Genomic DNA, 17964 nt, shown 5'->3' with positions numbered 1-17964 from the left:
TTATATTCAATCTTTTTTTATTAGTTAAGTACCACTGCATTGTTAAATCATTACTAAAGTGGTTTTATTCTACTTGCTTATTTCTCGATAATATTGGCACTGTTCAGTCAATGAACATATCTCGCACTTTGGCTTTCTAGCTATGCAACATCTTCTTCCATGAAATATTAGCAAATGATGTGCAAGAGACCATTCTTTCTTTGGAAGCTCTTTTTGAAGCTGTTTTTCTACCTCAAGTACATTGTCTGAATCCGCAAGACCTAATCTGTTTGATACTCTAAACACATGAGTATCTACAGCAATAGATGGAACCCCAAAAGCATTAGACAATACTACATTTGCTGTCTTTCTTCCAGCTCCAGCTAGTGAAGTTATCCCTTCCATTGTTTTTGGAACTTCACCATTAAAATTTTCCTTTAGCTGATGAAACATCATAATTAGATTCTTGGTTTTACTCCTATAAAGTCCGATCTGCCTAATTCTCTCTTCTAATTCATCACTTTCAATTTTCAAAAAAGCTTCTAAATCTGGATAATCACCAAAAAGTGTCTTAGTCACTTCATTAACTTTTTTATCAGTAGTTTGCGCCGATAAAATAGTTGCAACCAATAATTGAAATGGTGTTTCATAGTTTAATTCACATTTCGCATCTGGATATGTTTCCTTCAGTATTTCCAGTATCTTTTTTGTTTTTTGCTTCATTTATTTATACACACCTTTATAGCTTTCAGGCAATAAATCTGCAATTGACCTCATTATTTTATTTAAGCATCTTTCATCATAATCGTGCTTATCCTCATCTTTTTCTCGTTTATCAAGTACTACTGGTTTACCAAACTTAACATTCACATCTGCATTATGCCACTTTTCACTTCCCATGTCTCCAGAATCATTTATTGGTAAAAGTTTATCTGTTCCGCTCATTCCTATAGGAATAATATTAGCTTTAGTCATTCTTGCAAGTAACAATATTCCTTTTTTACCTTCTATCATTGCACCAGTTCTACTCCTAGTACCCTCTGGAAATATAACAAGATTACTTCCTCCCCTAACAGTCTTAACCATATTAGTTATAGCTTCTTTATCTGCTGTATTAGGCTTAACGGCAATATTCTTAACTATTTTTGTCCCTATATTAGTTATAGGATCATCAGATAATTTGACGCCTGCTACAAAGAAAGGATCAAAATCTTTTTTTAGTATTTTATCTAAAATCAATCCATCAGAATTACTAAGATGGTTACCTATAAATATAATAGGTCCTTTTATAGACTTAACTTCTTCAAATCCTTCGATATTAAATTTACAATATTTATTTAAATAGCTCTTTACAGTTCTCTTTGCAAATGCAATTACAAAACTTTCAGGCATTATTTTTATCAACTTAACAGCTAATGGCGATAACATTATTCCACCTACCTTTTTTGATTTTTAACATTTATATTATATTCTACTTCAATATAAAAGTCTATGTATAGCTAGTTTCCGCTCTTATTTCCCATTAACAGTTTTACTTTACATATATACCCTGTATAATATAGTAAAAGAACTTCAATTTCCAAACTATACTTTTATTTAATGGAGGAGAGATTAATGAATGGAGATAATTTAATTACTATATGCAAATGCTTCATATTAAGCATTTGCATTTGTGTTCTTACTATTATAATAGGCATGATAATAAACTATATAAAAAAATATGCTTTTGTGGACATATTGTTCATGGAGGGTATTATACTAACTATTATCGGTGTATTCTCTTGTATTGGAACAGGTTCTACTGGCTTATACTTTAAAGCAAATAGTAATTCTAACACCCAATTTACAACTACTGATACTTCTGGAAAAACCAAATATGAAAGAGATGTCTCTTCAATAAGAAATATACTTCCTTTAAGTATCTTAAAGTTTTCTTTAATTCTAAGCGGTATATTAACTTGTACAATCTCCTTTATATTCTAATTGAAAAAACAGCAACTTAAAGTTGCTGTTTTTTCAATTAAATAATCATATCATTATATAACTTTTGTTTTGTGCCTTTTCTTGATTTTATTTCAATTATAGTGGCATCTGTTTTTACTATATTTTTAGCAGGAGCTCCTACTGCTGTAGATTTTGGCACTACATCCTTTAGGACAACCGAATTAGCACCAATTTTAGCACCATCTCCTACATATATAGGACCTAAAACCTTAGCACCTGCTCCTATAACCACATTATTACCTATAGTCGGATGCCTTTTCCCTTTATCTTTTCCTGTTCCCCCTAAAGTTACTCCATGATATATAGTAACATCATTACCAACTTCAGCTGTTTCCCCTATTACTACACCCATTCCATGATCTATAAACAAACCTCTTCCAATAGTTGCTCCTGGATGTATTTCTATACCAGTAAAAAATCTTGAAAATTGTGATATTATCCTAGCCAATAAAAATGCTTTATTCTTATATAAAAAATGTGAAAATCTATATGCAATTAAAGCGTGGATAGATGGATATAATAAAAACACTTCTAGCTTGCTTCGTGCTGCTGGATCATCTTCCAATACCCTTTTTAAGTCATAGTTCAAATTTTTGAACAAAGCCTACAACTCCTTTGTATAATTATTTACTAGTCGTATAACCCCATTGATATATACTTTTCTCCTCCATCTGGTGCTATTGCTAATACCTTTTTCCCTTTTCCTACCTTTTTAGCAATTCCTAATGCTGCATAAATTGCTGCTCCTGAAGAAATTCCAATTAAAATTCCTTCTTTCTCTGCAAATTCTTTTGCAACTTTAAATGCATTTGAATCATCTACTTGAATTACTTCATCAATATATTCACTTTCATAATTTCCTGGAATGAACCCTGCCCCAATACCTTGAATTTTATGAGCTCCTGGATTACCCCCACTTAATACTGGTGATGCAGCAGGTTCAACAGCTACAGCTTTAATGCCCGGTATTTTCTTCTTTAAGTTCTTTGCTACACCAGTTATTGTTCCTCCTGAACCTACTCCAGCTACTATATAATCAAGGTCATTTATATCTTTATATATTTCTTCAGCTGTTGTTTCATAGTGTTTTTCAGGATTAGCTATATTTTCAAATTGTTGAGGTATAAAATATCCTGGTTTATCTTCATACTCTAATGCCTTATCTATAGCACCTTTCATTCCTTTACTTCCATCAGTCAATATAAGTTCAGCTCCATAAGCTTTTATAAGATCTCTTCTCTCTTTGCTCATAGTTTCTGGCATAACAATTATTACATTATATCCTTTTAATCTGCCTACTAAAGCTAATCCGATACCAGTATTTCCGCTTGTTGGTTCAACTATTGTCGTACCTTTTTTTAGAATCCCTTGTTTTTCAGCTTTTTCTATCATACCTAGAGCAGCTCTATCTTTTACACTTCCACCTGGATTCCATTTTTCAAGTTTTACATAAACCTCTGCGCTATTCTCTTGAGTTAAACTCTTTACTTTTAATACAGGCGTATTTCCTATAAGATCTAATCCGTTATAATATATCATTTCAATTCCTCCTAAAACTAAAGCATTTTATATAATAAAAAACTTCCCCTCTATAAATAATTATAGAGACGAAGTAACATCCGTGGTTCCACTCTAATTGGATTATAATTAATCCCACTTTTGCAAGTACTAAATATACTCTTCCACTGTAACGGGTGGCACCGAAAAACCCTACTGATCATTTCAGGCTTCAACTCCAAAGGGCACTTCACATAAATTGTAGATAAAAAGTTTCCAGCTACCTTTTCTCTCTGTAATCTTAATTAATGCTACTTTCCTTTTTCATAGCTTTTAATTCTGAGTAATTTACTATCCTTTATATATTATTATATTCTTTGCTCTTAAAATGTCAACAATTTTGCTTAAATTTAACTTAGTATTTTATAATATTAATTATTATTAGTTTTTCTATTTTTCTTCTTCCATAAAGGATATAATACCTCATCTACAATATCATGTAATTGTATTACTCCAATGATTCTACCTTCATCATCTACTACTGGTGTTAATAACAAATCATATTTCGCTGCTTGTTCAATGACTTCTGCAATTGGTTCATCATGTCTTACTGTAGTTATATTATCTTCCATTATATCTTTAAGTTTTACAGTCCCCTTGCTAAGAATCAAATCTCTTAGTATTACAAGACCTTCTATTTTATCCTCTTCATCTGTTACATATATATAATACATAACATCTTCATCTGGTTGCATTTCCTTTAATATATCTATTGTTTCCTCTACAGTTAAATTTAATCCAAAAGATATAAAATCCTTAGACATCATACTTCCAACAGTTTCATCTTCATACTTCAATAATTCTTCTACTTCTTCAGCATCTTCCTTTTCTAGGTTGAAAAGTACTTTATCTCTTTCTTCTTCTTCTAGGTCATCTAAAAGGTCAACTATCTCATCATTATCCATGTTCTCAAGAAGTTCTGCTGTTTTTGTTACTGACAAATCCTTTATTATACTTCCTCTGTATTCATCTTCTATCTCTTCAAAAGTATCTGCAGCTAAATCCTCATCTAATGATTCAAAAACCTGCTTTCTAGATTTATCATCAAGCTCTTCTAGTATATCTGCTAAGTCAGCTGGATGTAGAGTCGATAATTTCTTATATGGAACAGATAATTGCAGATTATTATTTACCATTTCTACTGACTCAACATCATCCCACATTAATACTCTATCTTCATATTCTTTCCTAAAAGTCTTATATATTAATTTTCCAAGCTTTGGAGTTCCCATTCTTCTAAACATAGCTGCTGGACCTGTTTCTACAGCCACAACTCTATATTCTCCTGCAATCTCCGCTATTCTTAAATCATTAACTCTAACTACTTTCTTACCATTTATATCAACTATCTTTCTATCCAATAAATGTTCAGATAAAAGGTATGAGTAAGTTCTTGGAAGGATTTCTCTACTTCCTGTAGTTTTAATTTTAACTTTACTCTTATCCTCATAAAAATTTATATTTTTAAATTCATAATGAAAAGTAACACCTTCTCTTTTAACTTTGTAGCCTATAACTCTTGGATATCCTTCCTCAGTAGTTACATATATATCCTTAAGTTCTCCAAGTACATCATTAAATTCATCATAAATCTTCTTCCCTAAAATTTCAGTATAAAGAAAAACTAATAATCTTTTCATTTAAACTTCCTCCTATTTCCTTTTGAGGGAAGCAAATATTATTCTACAATAAATAATGTATGGTTTCCCTCAAAAATGTTGTATTCATTTTTCTCTTTTTCAGTTTATGAGGTCCCTCATCCATTATTTACACCACCTTGTTTTTCTAAATTTAGTCATAAAATTAGCAGACCTAAGTCTGCCTCCATAAATTATATATTTTTATTATATAATTAACTTCTCTAAAAGGCAAAGGCTTTTTCTCTTAACATTAGAAATATTATTAATTTGAATATGAACTTTTTGTATGATACTATAAGATGAAACTTTCGGAATATAAAAGGAATGGGAGTATAAGAAAATGATTTTAGCTAAAGATTTTTTACCTATTAGTAAAGAAGATATGAAAAAACATAATATAGATGTTCTAGACTTTATCCTTGTAACTGGAGATGCATATGTAGATCACCCTTCATTCGGTACTGCAATTATAGGAAGAACTTTAGAATCTCAAGGATTCACTGTTGGGATTATTGCTCAACCTGATTGGCATAATACTGATGATTTTAAAAAACTAGGCACACCAAGATATGGGTTTCTAGTTAACTCTGGGAATATAGATTCTATGGTTAATCATTATACAGCTGCAAAGAAAAAAAGACACGACGATTTATATTCACCTGGTGGCAAATCTGGATTCAGACCTGATAGAGCAGTTATTGTTTACTGTAATAGAATTAGAGAAGCCTTTAAGGATATTCCAATAGTAATTGGAGGTATTGAAGCTAGCCTTAGAAGATTTGCTCACTATGACTACTGGAGTAATAAAGTCAGAAGGAGTATCCTATTAGATTCTAAAGCTGACCTATTAATTTATGGAATGGGTGAAAAAACAATAATTCAAATTGCAGAATTATTTAAATACGGTGCGACTATCTCAAATATGACTTCCATTAAAGGAACATGTTATTTAACTAAAGACATAGAAAAACTTGATAATTATATAATATGTCCATCATATGAAGATGTAGCTAATAATAAAGATTCATATGGAGAAGCATATAAAATTCAATACTATGAACAGGATAATATTAGAGGAAAAGGGATTATTCAAAAACATGGGGACAGATATCTAGTTCAGAACTCTCCTCAAGATTCACTTACAAATGAGGAAATGGACTTCACATATGACTTACCATTTATGAGGACTTACCATCCAACATATGAATCTGAAGGTGGCATTCCAGCAATAAAAGAAGTGAAATTTTCTATAACTAGTCATAGAGGCTGTTATGGTTCATGCTCCTTCTGTGCCTTAACTTTCCATCAAGGAAGAGTTATTCAAACTAGGAATGCCGATTCTATAATAGATGAAGCAAAACTTTTAACTAATCTTTCTGATTTTAAAGGATATATTCATGATGTAGGCGGCCCTACTGCTAACTTCAGACACAGAGCTTGCAAAACACAAGCTGAGCATGGAACATGTAGAAACAAACAATGTATGTTCCCTAAACCTTGCAAAAACTTAATAATAGATCATACTGAGTATCTTTCTGTATTAAAGAGGATTAGATCTATTAATGGTATTAAAAAAGTATTCATCCGTTCTGGAATTAGATATGATTATTTAATTCACGATAAAAATGAATCCTTCTTCAAAGAATTATGCGAACATCATATAAGTGGTCAATTAAAGGTTGCTCCAGAACATGTTGCTCCGAAAGTTTTAGCTCAAATGGGAAAACCTACACGAGCAGTATATGATAGATTTGTAAATAAATATTTTGAGATAAATAAAAGAATAAATAAAAAACAATTCTTAGTTCCTTATTTAATGTCATCTCATCCTGGTTCAGATTTAAATGCTGCTATAGAACTTGCACAGTATGTAAAACAGATGGGATATACTCCAGAACAAGTTCAAGATTTCTACCCAACTCCAGGTAGTTTATCTACAACCATTTATTACACAGGTGTTAACCCATTAACTGGTGAGAAAGTTTATACGCCTAAAACTCAAGAAGAAAAAAATATGCAAAGAGCATTAATACAATTTGCAGTCCCAAAAAATTATGAAATTGTAAAAAAGGCATTAATTATGGCAGGCAGAGAAGATTTGATTGGTAATGGTAAGGATTGCTTAATTCCTGCTACTCCCCCTAAGTTTAGCAAGAATAATAAAAAACCACCTAATTCACATAATGCAAGTACTAACTATTCTAAAAAAACTAGCAACAGATCAAATCATAGTAAAAATTCTAGATACAATAAAAAAAGATAATTTTAAGCTGTCTCAAGTTACTTACTTGAAACAGCTTTTATAGTTTGTTTTTTAAAAGTATTTACTGCTAAATTCATTATCATTATAAAAATCCCATCTCCAATTATAGGATATGGAAACAATCTAATTCCACCTAGATATAATATATTCTCTACTATTACCACAGTAAGGGCCACTATTAAATAAAACATTCCATGCCTATTATTATTAGGTTTATCAAAAAAATACACGCAAAAAACTAATAAGGTTCCTACAATAATTAAAGATATGAAATATAGCAACGTCTCATTATTTATATTAATAACATATCCATAGGTTGAATTAAATGTAATTCTTCCTTTAACCAAAAACATACCTGTAAAATATATGATAGAAAATACAACTGCTATTATATAATTAAAATTAAAGTTAAGTTTATCCCATCTTAAATATACATATGATAAAGCTAATACCATTAGTGGTATAGCTAAATGATTTAAAAATAATAATGGTTTTAGAAAATAAACAAAACTCCCACTCTTTATTAGCGATAACAGAAATAATCCTATGTATCTTAATATAAACAAAATACTAACCACGCCCATGTACAACCTTATTTTCTTAGGTGAAAGTTTCATATTCTTTCTTACTAATAGGTAGAGAAAAAAAATAATAAGCAACAAAAAAGTGTAATATGCCAAATTCACAAGAGTTCCTCCAAACATATATTATTGTTACTTATTATTATTAATTTCTATTTTATTTTATTCCTAAAACTTTAATTCCACCCTTTATACATTGGATATGTAGTGGAAAATCTGGTCCTTTTTCTCCATCTATATCAGTTAAAATATCTTCATTAGATTCTATTAGTATGTCATCTGTTTTAAAGTATATAACTTTATCCGAATCTAAATGCTCACCTTTGAGTATCTTTATAAACAAAGGAAGTATTTCACGTATTGCCACTGCCTTAATCATTATAACATCAAGATATCCATCTGTTAAATCAGCTCTAGTTGCTAACTTAAAACTACCTGCTGTTTGTCCGTTAAATACAAGAATCAAGTACATTTCTCCATCATACTCTAATTCTTTAGATTTAAGTTTTACCTTTAACTTTCTGAAATTAGGAATCTCTTCTAACCCTTTAAGGTAGTAGGCTAACTTTCCTATAGTATTTTTTAGATTTACATCTGTCTTCTGAGATACATCTGTAAACAAACCTGTACTTGCTACATTTACAAAGTATTTATTATTAATTCTACCTATATCAACTGGAGTCGGCTCAGTTGACAAAATTTGTTCACAAGCTTCAGTTATATCTTGAGGTATATTTAGAAAAGTACCAAAGTCATTTGCAGTTCCAACTGGCAATATAGCTATTGGTATATTAAGTTCTCTATCCATCATAGCATTTACAACTGAATCTACTGTTCCATCACCACCTGCAACTAGTATGTACTCGTAAGATTCATCTACAATATCAAAAGCTTCTGAAATATCCTTGTCTTTTTGTATTCTATAAGGAACAATTTGATATCCTTTCTCCTGATGTAGCTTAAAAACATTGTCTAATTCATGTAAAATTATATTTTCTCCCGAATAAGGGTTATATATGAATCTAACCTTCTTCATAAATTACCTCCATTAATTAATCCTAAAAGGATTATATCACCAATACCATATATTGTCGAGAATCTCAATTGCCCCTATCTCGCCATAGTTATCCAAAAATAACATTAAGTTTATCTTAATATATAATGTAACTCTTATATTCTACTAATTTCTATGCTATAATTATTCATTGTAATAATGTTTTTAGGAGTGATTATATGAGAAAAAGTTGTATTCCTAATATCTTTACCTTTGTAAACCTTTCATGTGGAGTTATTTCTTTACTATATACACATAAAGGTAATTATATTTTAGCAAGTATTTTTATACTTATAGCTGGTTTAGTAGATAGATACGACGGAAGAGTTGCTAGATTTTTACAGGTTTCAAGTGAATTGGGTAAAGAATTGGATTCTTTAGCAGATTTAGTATCCTTTGGAGTTGCACCTTCAATGTTAATATATCTTCTTTTTAATCTTAACACATTTGGCCCATATGGGGTATTAGGTATAATACTATTAATAACACTTCCAATATGTGGAGCATTTAGATTAGCTAGATTTAATACTTCATCTTTTGATGGTGTGTTCACTGGAGTTCCAATAACAATAGTTGGTTGCTTTTTAGCATTATTTGCGCTTATATGTATTTGGATATCTATCCCATCGTTTGTGGCTGTAATATTAATGATTTTAGGTTCTTATTTAATGGTAAGTAAGTTACATTTAAAGAAAGTTTAAAATTATAAAAAATGCAAAAGATCTTATCTGTTTTTAACAGATAAGATTTTTTTTATCTGCTTAAAGTTTTACAACAAAATTTATTGATTCTTATACTTCACATTGTAATACTTTCTGAAACAATGTTATAATTTACCTGAATATATTATAAATGAGAGGATTAATTTATGAAAGATATTTACATTTTATGTCCAGCAAAAGTTGCAACTGGAGGTCCTGAATTATTACATCAACTTTGCTATAAACTAAATAAAATTGGGATAAATGCAAAAATGTTTTATGTTGGCGACATCGAGAGCAATCCAATTCACCCCAATTATGAAATTTATAATAATAAATATATTACGAAAATCAAAGATACCGAAAATAATATACTAATACTTCCCGAGATACATTTTCCATATATGGACATATTCCCACTTTCTCAAAAAATTATTTGGTGGTTAAGCGTAGATAATTTCCTAAGCAGATTAACTTGGGAAGATACTCCAAGCGGATCATACTCTAAAGAAATAACCTATCTCTACAGAAATACAGAACTTATCCATTTTGTTCAGTCGGAATATGCAAATTCTTTTTTATCTGAACTTGAAATTGACAAGAACAAAATTTATTATTTATCAGATTACTTAAATAAAACTTTCATTGATGAATGTAAAAATTCTAATTACATAAGAGAAAACAATGTTTTATATAATCCTAATAAAGGTTTGGAATTTACTAAAAAGTTAATAAAAAAAGTACCAGACCTTAATTGGATACCTTTAATTAATTATACTCCAGCTGAAATGGCTGAATTAATGCAAAAAAGTAAAGTATATATAGATTTTGGTAATCACCCTGGTAAAGACAGAATTCCTAGAGAGGCTGCTATTTCAGGATGTTGCATTCTCACTAATTTAAAAGGTTCAGCTCAATTTTATGAGGATATTCCAATTTCAGAGGAATATAAATTTCAAGATAAAGATGAAAATATAGATTTAATAATAGAAAAAATTCATTTTCTGCTTAATAACTTTGATACTGAAACGAATAAATTTAATTACTATAGAGAAACTATTTCTAACGAAGAAATGAAGTTTGAAAAAGCTGTAGAAAATGTTTTTTCAAAACTACTAACAGATTAAATGTAAGGAGTAAAAGCTTTGAAACAGTATGATTATTTAATTGTAGGATCCGGGCTATTTGGTTCTGTATTCGCCCACGAAGCAAAAAAAAGAGGAAAAATTTGTTTAGTAATAGATAAAAGAAATACTACTGGCGGAAATATTTTCTGCGAGAAAATTCATGATATTAATGTTCACAAATATGGTGCTCATATTTTTCATACTAGTAACAAAAAGATTTGGGACTATGTTAACAATTTTGTTGAGTTTAATAAATATATAAATTCCCCAATTGCTAATTATAAAGGAGAATTATACAATCTACCTTTTAATATGAATACATTTTATCAGCTATGGGGAACAAAAACACCTTTAGAAGCTAAAGAGAAAATCTCTTTACAAATTGAAAAATCCAATATAAAAGAACCAAAGAACTTAGAGGAACAAGCTATTAAATTAGTTGGAGAAGATATATATTTTAAACTAATCAAAGGATATACTGAAAAGCAATGGGGAAAGAAAGCTACCGAACTGCCTCCTTTTATTATAAAAAGGTTACCTGTAAGATTTACTTTTGACAATAATTATTTCAACGACAAATATCAAGGAATTCCTATTGGAGGCTATAATTTGTTAATAGACAAATTATTAGAAGGCATTGAAGTAAAACTTAATATTAATTTTTTTCATAATAGAAATGAATTAGAAAAAATCGCGAATAAGATTGTTTTTACAGGAATGATTGATGAGTTTTATGAATATAAATACGGTATGCTCGAATATAGAAGTTTAAAATTTGAAAATGAGGTTTTTGACTTAGAAAACTACCAAGGTAATGCCGTGGTTAATTATACAGATTATGAAACTCCTTTCACCAGAATAATAGAACATAAGCATTTTGAAAATAACTACAGTACAAAGACTATAATTACAAGAGAATATCCTGCATGCTGGAGAAAAGGTGATGAGCCATACTATCCAATAAATGACGATAAAAATAATTCTCTATATAATAAATATAAAATTTTAGCTGATTCTGAAACTAATGTGATATTTGGTGGAAGATTAGCTCAATATAAATATTATGACATGCATAATGTTATTGAAGAAGCTCTAAATACAGTTGAAAAGGAACTGTCTCAGATATGAGGCAGTTTTATTTTAATTATGATACTCCAACTCATCATGTATCTCTGTCTTAATATTTTCCTTTTGAGTATTTTCATATATTACTTCATTCTTTAAAAAGCAATATTTAACATAAGACCCCTCACACTTTCCAATAACATCCAAAAGATCATCTATTAAATTTCCCACTTCTTTTATCCTATCTAACGCATCCTTAACCTCACTTTTTTTTGCTAAAGGTATAGTATTTAACTCCGAAGTACTACTAACTAACAATCTATATATCTCTATGTAATTTCTAAGCAATGTATTTAAGTTATTTAAGTCTTCATAATGTCCATGTATAACTTTATCATATCCCAAATCAAATCTCTCCCTATAATTAATATGTATTTTAGAAAATTAATAGAGCTGCTATTAACAGCTCTATTCACCTATTTCAGATTGTAAATACTCTTCATCCGCCTCTTCAAAAACACCTTTTATTCCTGCATCTTCATGAAAACAATTTATTTTATCTTCCTTATCTAAAAAATCCAAATCATCCTCAATTACTACAGGGAAGAAAAATTCTTCAGGAACTCTATAAAACATACGACCTCCCGATAGTTACTCTTTCTCTTCTAAAGGTTTAAAATACGCCCTTGGATACTTGCATAAAGGACAGACAATTGGAGCTTCTTTTCCTTCATGGATATATCCACAATTCATACATTGCCATAAAGAAACTTCGTCACTTTTAAACATAGCATCATTTTTTATTTCATTTGCTAATTTTAAAAATCTCTCTCCATGAAATTCTTCTACTTCTTGTAGTTCCTTATAAAAATCAGCTATCTCAATAAATCCTTCATCTCTTGCTATTTCTTCAAATTCCTTATAGATTTTTTTGCTCTCCTCTGTTTCTCCCATTACAGCATCCATTAAATTTTGCTCAGTAGGGCCTACTTTTCTTAAGAATCTATTAAAGGCTTCTCTCGCATGAGCCTTCTCGTTATTGGCAGTTTCATCAAAAATTTCTCCTACCCATCTATAACCTTCACACCTTGCATGCTCAGCATAGAATGAATATTTATTTCTTGCTCTTGACTCTCCTGCAAATGTCTTATAAAGACATCTTTCTGTTTTACTTCCTTCTAGATCCATTACATTTCTCCTAAGTATTCCTTCTAATCTATAAATTATTCCCTTAGCTTAAGATTTGTTACTATCAATTATAGTTATTTTTCCATCATCACAATTTATTATAAAGTTATTTCCATCCTTTGATTTGCTAATTAGCCTTACAGTATGTCCCCATAGACATTGTATATGCTTTAATGTTTCCTTAGCATATATGAGTTCAAGCTCACGTCCGTCAAATACATGCTCTAATGTTAACATATTGTTCTTCTTATTTAAGTCCACAACCCTAATATACGGAATCATACCTAATCCACTATTAAAAGCTAAATTATCTCGAATTTCTTCCCATCCATCCTCATCTGAAACTTCTTCAATTACATAGTCAAAGCTTCTTTTTCCATATTGAAATAAATTCAATTCTTCACACAAGTCTCTTGTTAGATACCTTCTGATAAATGAAGAATCTCTTTCTATTTCTCTTACTTCAAATATCTTATCTCTGCCATACCGCTCATCTAAATCTTTAAAAATCTTAAATCCAACAAAATAAGGATTAAGCCCTCCAACTATAGGAGCAACTACATCATTATGTCTTTTTAAAAATTCAAAATGCAATTCTTCTTCTAAATTTAATTCTTTCAATATGGTATAATGCCAGAAACTGGCCCATCCTTCGTTCATAGTCTTTGTTTCTATTTGAGGTAAAAAATATTCAGCTTCCCTTTTCACTATCTTTAATATACTTCTTTCCCACTCTTCTAAATCTCCATGTTCAATTATAAATCCTACCACATCATCATACGGCTCTAGTGGTACCTTATCTAAATCGGGTAACTCTATAACTTTATTTGAATCTAATACCCCTCTATTCTCAACTTTTTGCTTATAACTTTCAATAATATCTTTTTTTATTTCTTCATCTGTCCTTTGTTTTTGTCCAATTACACGTCCTACATTTAATTTTATAGAATGTGCTGAATCTAAAATTCTCTCAACCTTCTCATATCCAATACCAGGGGTATTAATATAACTTCTTATTGTATCTGAATCCAACTTAAATAATTCTAAAGAATATCTAGCTTTTGTTCCTTCTCTAAACATTCTATTATTTTTAAAGAAATCATTATGTCCATAAACATGCGCCATTGTTAGTATTTGCAATAATAACGTATTTTCCCTCATTAAGTAAGCAAGACAGGGATCTGAATTTATTACCATTTCATATGGCAAACCAGTCAGGTTAAATGAATATAAAGTTTTGTTTTTTTCATATGACTTTCCAAAACTCCAATGTGGATATCTAGAAGGCATACCAAGGTATGCCTCATATCCTAACATTTCGTTAAATCCTATTATTTCAAACTCTTGAGGATAAAAGTCTAATCCTAGTTCAATAGCCTTTTCTTCTATTTTTTCATTCCATTTCATCAAATCATTAAGATTATAATCCACCTTTACTCCTCCTTTAGCTCTTTAGATAACATAAGTTTTAACGCTTCCCACAAATCCTTTTTTTCCTTTACTATAACAGGTACAAAATTATTTAACTTTATCTCTTTAGAAAACCTATAATACATTGTTGTAGAATAGGTTGATGGTAATAATTCTGCATATCCAAACATATTGCTTACCTTACTTAATTCTTTTACAGCTGTCATAGCCTTTTCATTATCTTCTGTCCAGTTGTCCCCATCTGAAGCATAAACAGGATAAATGTTCCACACATTAGGTGAATAACTTTCTTTTATAAGATCTAATGCTAAATTTAACCCACTAGAAATATATGTTCCCCCCGATTCTGCCTTATGAAAAAACTCATATTCATCTACCTTTTTTGCAACAGTTGTATGGGAAATAAACTCAAAGGCAATATTGTTATATTTTCTCCTTAAAAATTTAGATAACACAAAGAAAAATGATCTAGCTAAAAACTTTTTAGAACTATCCATTGAACCCGATACATCCATAATAAAAATCATAACCGCATTGCTTTCCCGCTTTGGCTTTTTCTTTACTCTATAATATCTTAAATCCTCTTCTTTAAAAGGAAATCTCTCAATTTCTTCATCTATATTTTCTTCTTTCAAAGCTCTTTTTTTCCCTTGTTTCCTAGCAATCTTAGACATAACCGTCTTCTTTTTTGCCAATCTTGGATTTATTCCATATCTCTGATAACCTTGCTTCTTCCCTGATGTTTCCGTCACTATTTCAGAATATTTCTTTCTATCTAAGTTTGGTAAATCTAAATCCTCAGTTATATAATCCAATAATTCTTCTAATGTGATTTCAGTCTCGTATATGTCCTCTCCCTCTTTATTCCCAGCTCCCTTATTCCCACTTCCAGCTCTTGGGTCATCTGTTCCAATTTTTTCTCCTCTTTTTTCTTCACCTGTTCCTGAAACTACACCTTTAGAATTCTTTCCATAAACAAATTGATATTCTTTTATCCCTCTTATTGGTATCTTGAATTTTTTATTCTTACCTTCACCTATAATGCTTTCCTCTGATAAAATATCTCCTAAATTTTCTTTGATTGATTTATCTACTAACTGCCTATGTCTTCTTCTATCTTCAATGGATCTATCGTGATCAACTATATTTTCACTATTATCCCTAAAGATTGCCATTATCCTATTAATCCTTCCACAAATTATTTGCAGCGTATTTTAATATAACATCACAACAGTGTAAGCAGTAGCCTTTACTCTTCATCTCATCAACCATAGCATTATATTTTTCAGTTTGTTCCTTATCTCTTACTCTAGATTTTGTTACTATTCTTGAGAGGTCTTTAACTGAGGCCATAAGTTTCTTCTCAATAGCTTCTTTTAATGGTTCATAGGAAGTATATTCTATCTTTACACCTTTTCTAACCAAATAAAACATATATGAAGTAACATCAGCTCTAAACCCTTTGCTTGAAGATTCAGATACTCCTATCTGTTCTTCTATATTTCTCATGAACTCTTCGTCTGGATTTAATTCTTCACCGGTTGAAGTATCTTTAATCTTACATTTATTAACAAATGCTTCTGCATTATCAATATAATTATTAAATAGACTTTCAGCTTGCTCTCTAAATGAATGTATAAATGCCTTTGTAATTTCCTTTTCCAAAACCTTGTTATACTCTTTTCTAATGGTATCTTGTACAAATCCCAAATACTTCTTTTTATCGTCAGCACCTATATCCATTTCCTTTATTGATTTTATTATACTTTCCATAATACTCAATGGATTTATACAGTCATATTCAGAATTAGACAACGCATTATCTATTGCTTTAACTATGAACCTTGTTGATATTCCTTTCATTCCTTCATAAGGGCCAGCTTCTTCTCTAAGTTCCATAATATCAATTCTCTTAGTTGTCCCTTTTTCAACTATTTCTTCCCCATTATATATCTTAAGTTTTGTCATTGGATCTGCTTTTGCTGATAGACTAAGTCTAGAAAGTATAGCAAACATTGCTGCAACTTCAATTGTATGAGGTGCTATATGTGCTTTAAAATTACTCTTTTTAAGTATTTTTTCATATATCTTTTTTTCCTCATCAAGCTCTAGACAATACGGAACTTCTATCTTAACTATTCTATCTAAAATGGCTTCATTAGTATGATCTGACTTAAACTTATTCCACTCAGCTTCATTTGAATGAGCAACTATAACTCCATCAAAATAAATCATGGAACCTTTTCCTGGTGAAGGAACAGATTTCTCTTGGGTTGCAGTAATAATTGTATGAAGATATTCTACATCATTTTTAAATACTTCTATAAATTCAACAAGTCCTCTATTACCTACATTAAATGCTCCGTTTAAGGAGAATATTCTAGGATCATCTTCTGAATACAAATCCATCTTTGATATATCTACAGATCCAGTAAGTATAGATGTATCTTGATTATTAGGATCTACAGGTGGAACTACCCCTATACCTTTTCTTGACCTTATAGAAAAAGTATTTGTCACAACAGGAAATTCTTCATATCTTCCGCCATATTCATTGGTTAATTTATATCTACAAACAGGACATAAGTCTCCTTCTATTTGTACTCCAAGCAAGTCTTCAAATTTAGATCTTAAATGTTTAGGTATAAGATGCAAAGGTTCTTCATGCATCGGACAACCCTTTAAGGAATACACTGGTAAACAATCCTCTAATGCCTTTTTTAAACTTTCAACTAAAGAAGATTTACCTGCTCCAACAGGTCCAACTAGATATAATACTTGTCTTGATTCTTCACCTTTCATAGCTGCAGAATTGAAATAATTAACCAATTTCATAATAACTTTATCAATTCCATAGAAATCATCTTTAAAAAATCCGTATTTTCTTATTGTCTCATTTCCATATATTTTTTTTACTCTAGGGTTTTCCTCCCCCTTTAAAACTTCAACCCCTTTACTCTTAATAATTTCGTACATTCTCTTGTGCGATAACATTGCCACATCTGGATTTTTCTTTACAATTTCTAAGTAATCTAAAAAAGTTCCCTCAAACTTCTCCTTGTTTCTATTTTCTCTATCATTTTTTATAAATTCTTTGAAGTTCATACACACTCCCTCCTTTTACTAAAATATATTCATAAAAAGGCTAGATGTATGACTTTAATATGAAACTTTGTTGTATTTTTCAATTAAGAATTAATAATTTGTTCCCCAGATTTTTAAATATATAAATTAACCTCACTTATAGCTTAATTAACTAGAATTAATATATCAGCTTATTATTATATCTCTTTACTACCATGGATAATGCAATTCACTATTTGAAATTCAATAAATTATATTGTATAATATTTGCCATGCATTTATTGTTAACT

Annotated in this window: 18 protein-coding genes and 1 other annotated feature; of the genes, 5 read left to right on the top strand and 13 right to left on the bottom strand. The window is 30.0% G+C overall.

The features are described 5' to 3' along the window. Nucleotides 1-69 precede the first annotated feature (69 nt). On the bottom strand, nucleotides 70-702 hold the full coding sequence (gene nth, locus H9661_RS03070; protein ID WP_191767702.1) for an endonuclease III: 633 nt from the start codon (nucleotides 700-702) through the stop codon (nucleotides 70-72). After that, the gene (locus H9661_RS03065; RefSeq protein WP_191767701.1) at nucleotides 703-1407 is read right to left on the bottom strand and encodes a lysophospholipid acyltransferase family protein; all 705 of its coding nucleotides are present in this window, start codon (nucleotides 1405-1407) and stop codon (nucleotides 703-705) included. A gap of 186 nt (nucleotides 1408-1593) precedes the next feature. Between H9661_RS03065 and H9661_RS03060 the strand changes: the two genes are divergently transcribed. Continuing rightward, nucleotides 1594-1962: a hypothetical protein gene (locus tag H9661_RS03060; RefSeq protein WP_143318321.1), complete on the top strand. Its 369-nt coding sequence runs from the start codon at nucleotides 1594-1596 to the stop codon at nucleotides 1960-1962. 37 nt (nucleotides 1963-1999) lie between these two features. Here H9661_RS03060 and epsC read toward each other — a convergent pair whose 3' ends face one another. The 3 genes from epsC to H9661_RS03045 all read right to left on the bottom strand — a co-directional run bounded on the left by epsC (nucleotide 2000) and on the right by H9661_RS03045 (nucleotide 5180). Next, on the bottom strand, nucleotides 2000-2584 hold the full coding sequence (gene epsC / locus H9661_RS03055) for a serine O-acetyltransferase EpsC (RefSeq protein ID WP_143318320.1): 585 nt from the start codon (nucleotides 2582-2584) through the stop codon (nucleotides 2000-2002). Between the two features lie 29 nt (nucleotides 2585-2613). Then, entirely contained in the window at nucleotides 2614-3522 is a 909-nt protein-coding gene (gene cysK / locus H9661_RS03050; RefSeq protein WP_191767700.1) for a cysteine synthase A, read from the bottom strand. 61 nt (nucleotides 3523-3583) lie between these two features. Next, nucleotides 3584-3817, bottom strand: a binding site (T-box leader). Between the two features lie 94 nt (nucleotides 3818-3911). After that, nucleotides 3912-5180 carry a magnesium transporter MgtE N-terminal domain-containing protein gene (locus tag H9661_RS03045; protein WP_143318318.1) on the bottom strand — a complete coding sequence of 423 codons (1269 nt, stop codon included), beginning with the start codon at nucleotides 5178-5180 and terminating at the stop codon, nucleotides 3912-3914. Between the two features lie 340 nt (nucleotides 5181-5520). Between H9661_RS03045 and H9661_RS03040 the strand changes: the two genes are divergently transcribed. Beyond that, entirely contained in the window at nucleotides 5521-7443 is a 1923-nt protein-coding gene (locus H9661_RS03040; protein ID WP_191767699.1) for a YgiQ family radical SAM protein, read from the top strand. A gap of 17 nt (nucleotides 7444-7460) precedes the next feature. Here H9661_RS03040 and H9661_RS03035 read toward each other — a convergent pair whose 3' ends face one another. After that, the gene (locus tag H9661_RS03035; RefSeq protein WP_185966894.1) at nucleotides 7461-8021 is read right to left on the bottom strand and encodes a hypothetical protein; all 561 of its coding nucleotides are present in this window, start codon (nucleotides 8019-8021) and stop codon (nucleotides 7461-7463) included. Nucleotides 8022-8181: 160 nt separating this feature from the next. After that, the gene (locus tag H9661_RS03030; RefSeq protein WP_143318315.1) at nucleotides 8182-9060 is read right to left on the bottom strand and encodes a YegS/Rv2252/BmrU family lipid kinase; all 879 of its coding nucleotides are present in this window, start codon (nucleotides 9058-9060) and stop codon (nucleotides 8182-8184) included. A 197-nt stretch (nucleotides 9061-9257) separates the two neighbouring features. Between H9661_RS03030 and pssA the strand changes: the two genes are divergently transcribed. The 3 genes from pssA to glf all read left to right on the top strand — a co-directional run bounded on the left by pssA (nucleotide 9258) and on the right by glf (nucleotide 12034). After that, nucleotides 9258-9779 (top strand): CDP-diacylglycerol--serine O-phosphatidyltransferase, encoded by a 522-nt coding sequence (pssA, locus tag H9661_RS03025; protein ID WP_143318314.1) that lies wholly within the window; start codon nucleotides 9258-9260, stop codon nucleotides 9777-9779. A gap of 167 nt (nucleotides 9780-9946) precedes the next feature. Then, nucleotides 9947-10906 (top strand): hypothetical protein, encoded by a 960-nt coding sequence (locus H9661_RS03020; RefSeq protein WP_143318313.1) that lies wholly within the window; start codon nucleotides 9947-9949, stop codon nucleotides 10904-10906. A gap of 18 nt (nucleotides 10907-10924) precedes the next feature. After that, nucleotides 10925-12034 (top strand): UDP-galactopyranose mutase, encoded by a 1110-nt coding sequence (glf, locus tag H9661_RS03015; protein WP_191767698.1) that lies wholly within the window; start codon nucleotides 10925-10927, stop codon nucleotides 12032-12034. Between the two features lie 12 nt (nucleotides 12035-12046). Here glf and H9661_RS03010 read toward each other — a convergent pair whose 3' ends face one another. The 6 genes from H9661_RS03010 to H9661_RS02985 form a co-directional block, all read right to left on the bottom strand. Next, nucleotides 12047-12376, bottom strand: coding sequence for a hypothetical protein (locus H9661_RS03010; RefSeq protein WP_143318311.1), 330 nt, complete (start codon nucleotides 12374-12376; stop codon nucleotides 12047-12049). A gap of 63 nt (nucleotides 12377-12439) precedes the next feature. Then, nucleotides 12440-12607, bottom strand: a complete 168-nt coding sequence (locus tag H9661_RS03005; RefSeq protein WP_191767697.1) for a hypothetical protein — start codon at nucleotides 12605-12607, stop codon at nucleotides 12440-12442. 15 nt (nucleotides 12608-12622) lie between these two features. After that, nucleotides 12623-13159 carry a rubrerythrin family protein gene (locus H9661_RS03000; RefSeq protein WP_143318310.1) on the bottom strand — a complete coding sequence of 179 codons (537 nt, stop codon included), beginning with the start codon at nucleotides 13157-13159 and terminating at the stop codon, nucleotides 12623-12625. Nucleotides 13160-13207: 48 nt separating this feature from the next. After that, nucleotides 13208-14590 carry a SpoVR family protein gene (locus tag H9661_RS02995; RefSeq protein WP_191767696.1) on the bottom strand — a complete coding sequence of 461 codons (1383 nt, stop codon included), beginning with the start codon at nucleotides 14588-14590 and terminating at the stop codon, nucleotides 13208-13210. Between the two features lie 2 nt (nucleotides 14591-14592). Beyond that, complete coding sequence (gene yhbH, locus H9661_RS02990) at nucleotides 14593-15765, bottom strand: sporulation protein YhbH (protein WP_143318308.1); 1173 nt, start codon at nucleotides 15763-15765, stop codon at nucleotides 14593-14595. A 7-nt stretch (nucleotides 15766-15772) separates the two neighbouring features. Continuing rightward, nucleotides 15773-17695 (bottom strand): PrkA family serine protein kinase, encoded by a 1923-nt coding sequence (locus H9661_RS02985; protein ID WP_143318307.1) that lies wholly within the window; start codon nucleotides 17693-17695, stop codon nucleotides 15773-15775. Between the last annotated feature and the right edge of the window lie 269 nt (nucleotides 17696-17964).

This window comes from Clostridium cibarium, from assembly GCF_014836335.1.
GTDB classification, from domain to species: Bacteria; Bacillota; Clostridia; order Clostridiales; family Clostridiaceae; genus Clostridium; species Clostridium cibarium.
Note: the sequence above shows the minus strand (reverse complement) of the source record. Positions and strands in the feature narration are given on the sequence as shown.

Bases quoted from the DNA above. Each gene is read 5' to 3' on its own strand.
- H9661_RS03020 (WP_143318313.1), top strand. From the start codon at position 9,947: ATGAAAGATATTTACATTTTATGTCCAGCAAAAGTTGCAACTGGAGGT.
- nth (WP_191767702.1), bottom strand. From the start codon at position 702: ATGAAGCAAAAAACAAAAAAGATACTGGAAATACTGAAGGAAACATAT.
- H9661_RS03065 (WP_191767701.1), bottom strand. From the start codon at position 1,407: ATGTTATCGCCATTAGCTGTTAAGTTGATAAAAATAATGCCTGAAAGT.
- H9661_RS03040 (WP_191767699.1), top strand. From the start codon at position 5,521: ATGATTTTAGCTAAAGATTTTTTACCTATTAGTAAAGAAGATATGAAA.
- H9661_RS03000 (WP_143318310.1), bottom strand. From the start codon at position 13,159: ATGGATCTAGAAGGAAGTAAAACAGAAAGATGTCTTTATAAGACATTT.
- H9661_RS03060 (WP_143318321.1), top strand. From the start codon at position 1,594: ATGAATGGAGATAATTTAATTACTATATGCAAATGCTTCATATTAAGC.
- H9661_RS03030 (WP_143318315.1), bottom strand. From the start codon at position 9,060: ATGAAGAAGGTTAGATTCATATATAACCCTTATTCGGGAGAAAATATA.
- yhbH (WP_143318308.1), bottom strand. From the start codon at position 15,765: ATGGCAATCTTTAGGGATAATAGTGAAAATATAGTTGATCACGATAGA.
- cysK (WP_191767700.1), bottom strand. From the start codon at position 3,522: ATGATATATTATAACGGATTAGATCTTATAGGAAATACGCCTGTATTA.
- H9661_RS03005 (WP_191767697.1), bottom strand. From the start codon at position 12,607: ATGTTTTATAGAGTTCCTGAAGAATTTTTCTTCCCTGTAGTAATTGAG.
- pssA (WP_143318314.1), top strand. From the start codon at position 9,258: ATGAGAAAAAGTTGTATTCCTAATATCTTTACCTTTGTAAACCTTTCA.
- H9661_RS02985 (WP_143318307.1), bottom strand. From the start codon at position 17,695: ATGAACTTCAAAGAATTTATAAAAAATGATAGAGAAAATAGAAACAAG.
- H9661_RS03045 (WP_143318318.1), bottom strand. From the start codon at position 5,180: ATGAAAAGATTATTAGTTTTTCTTTATACTGAAATTTTAGGGAAGAAG.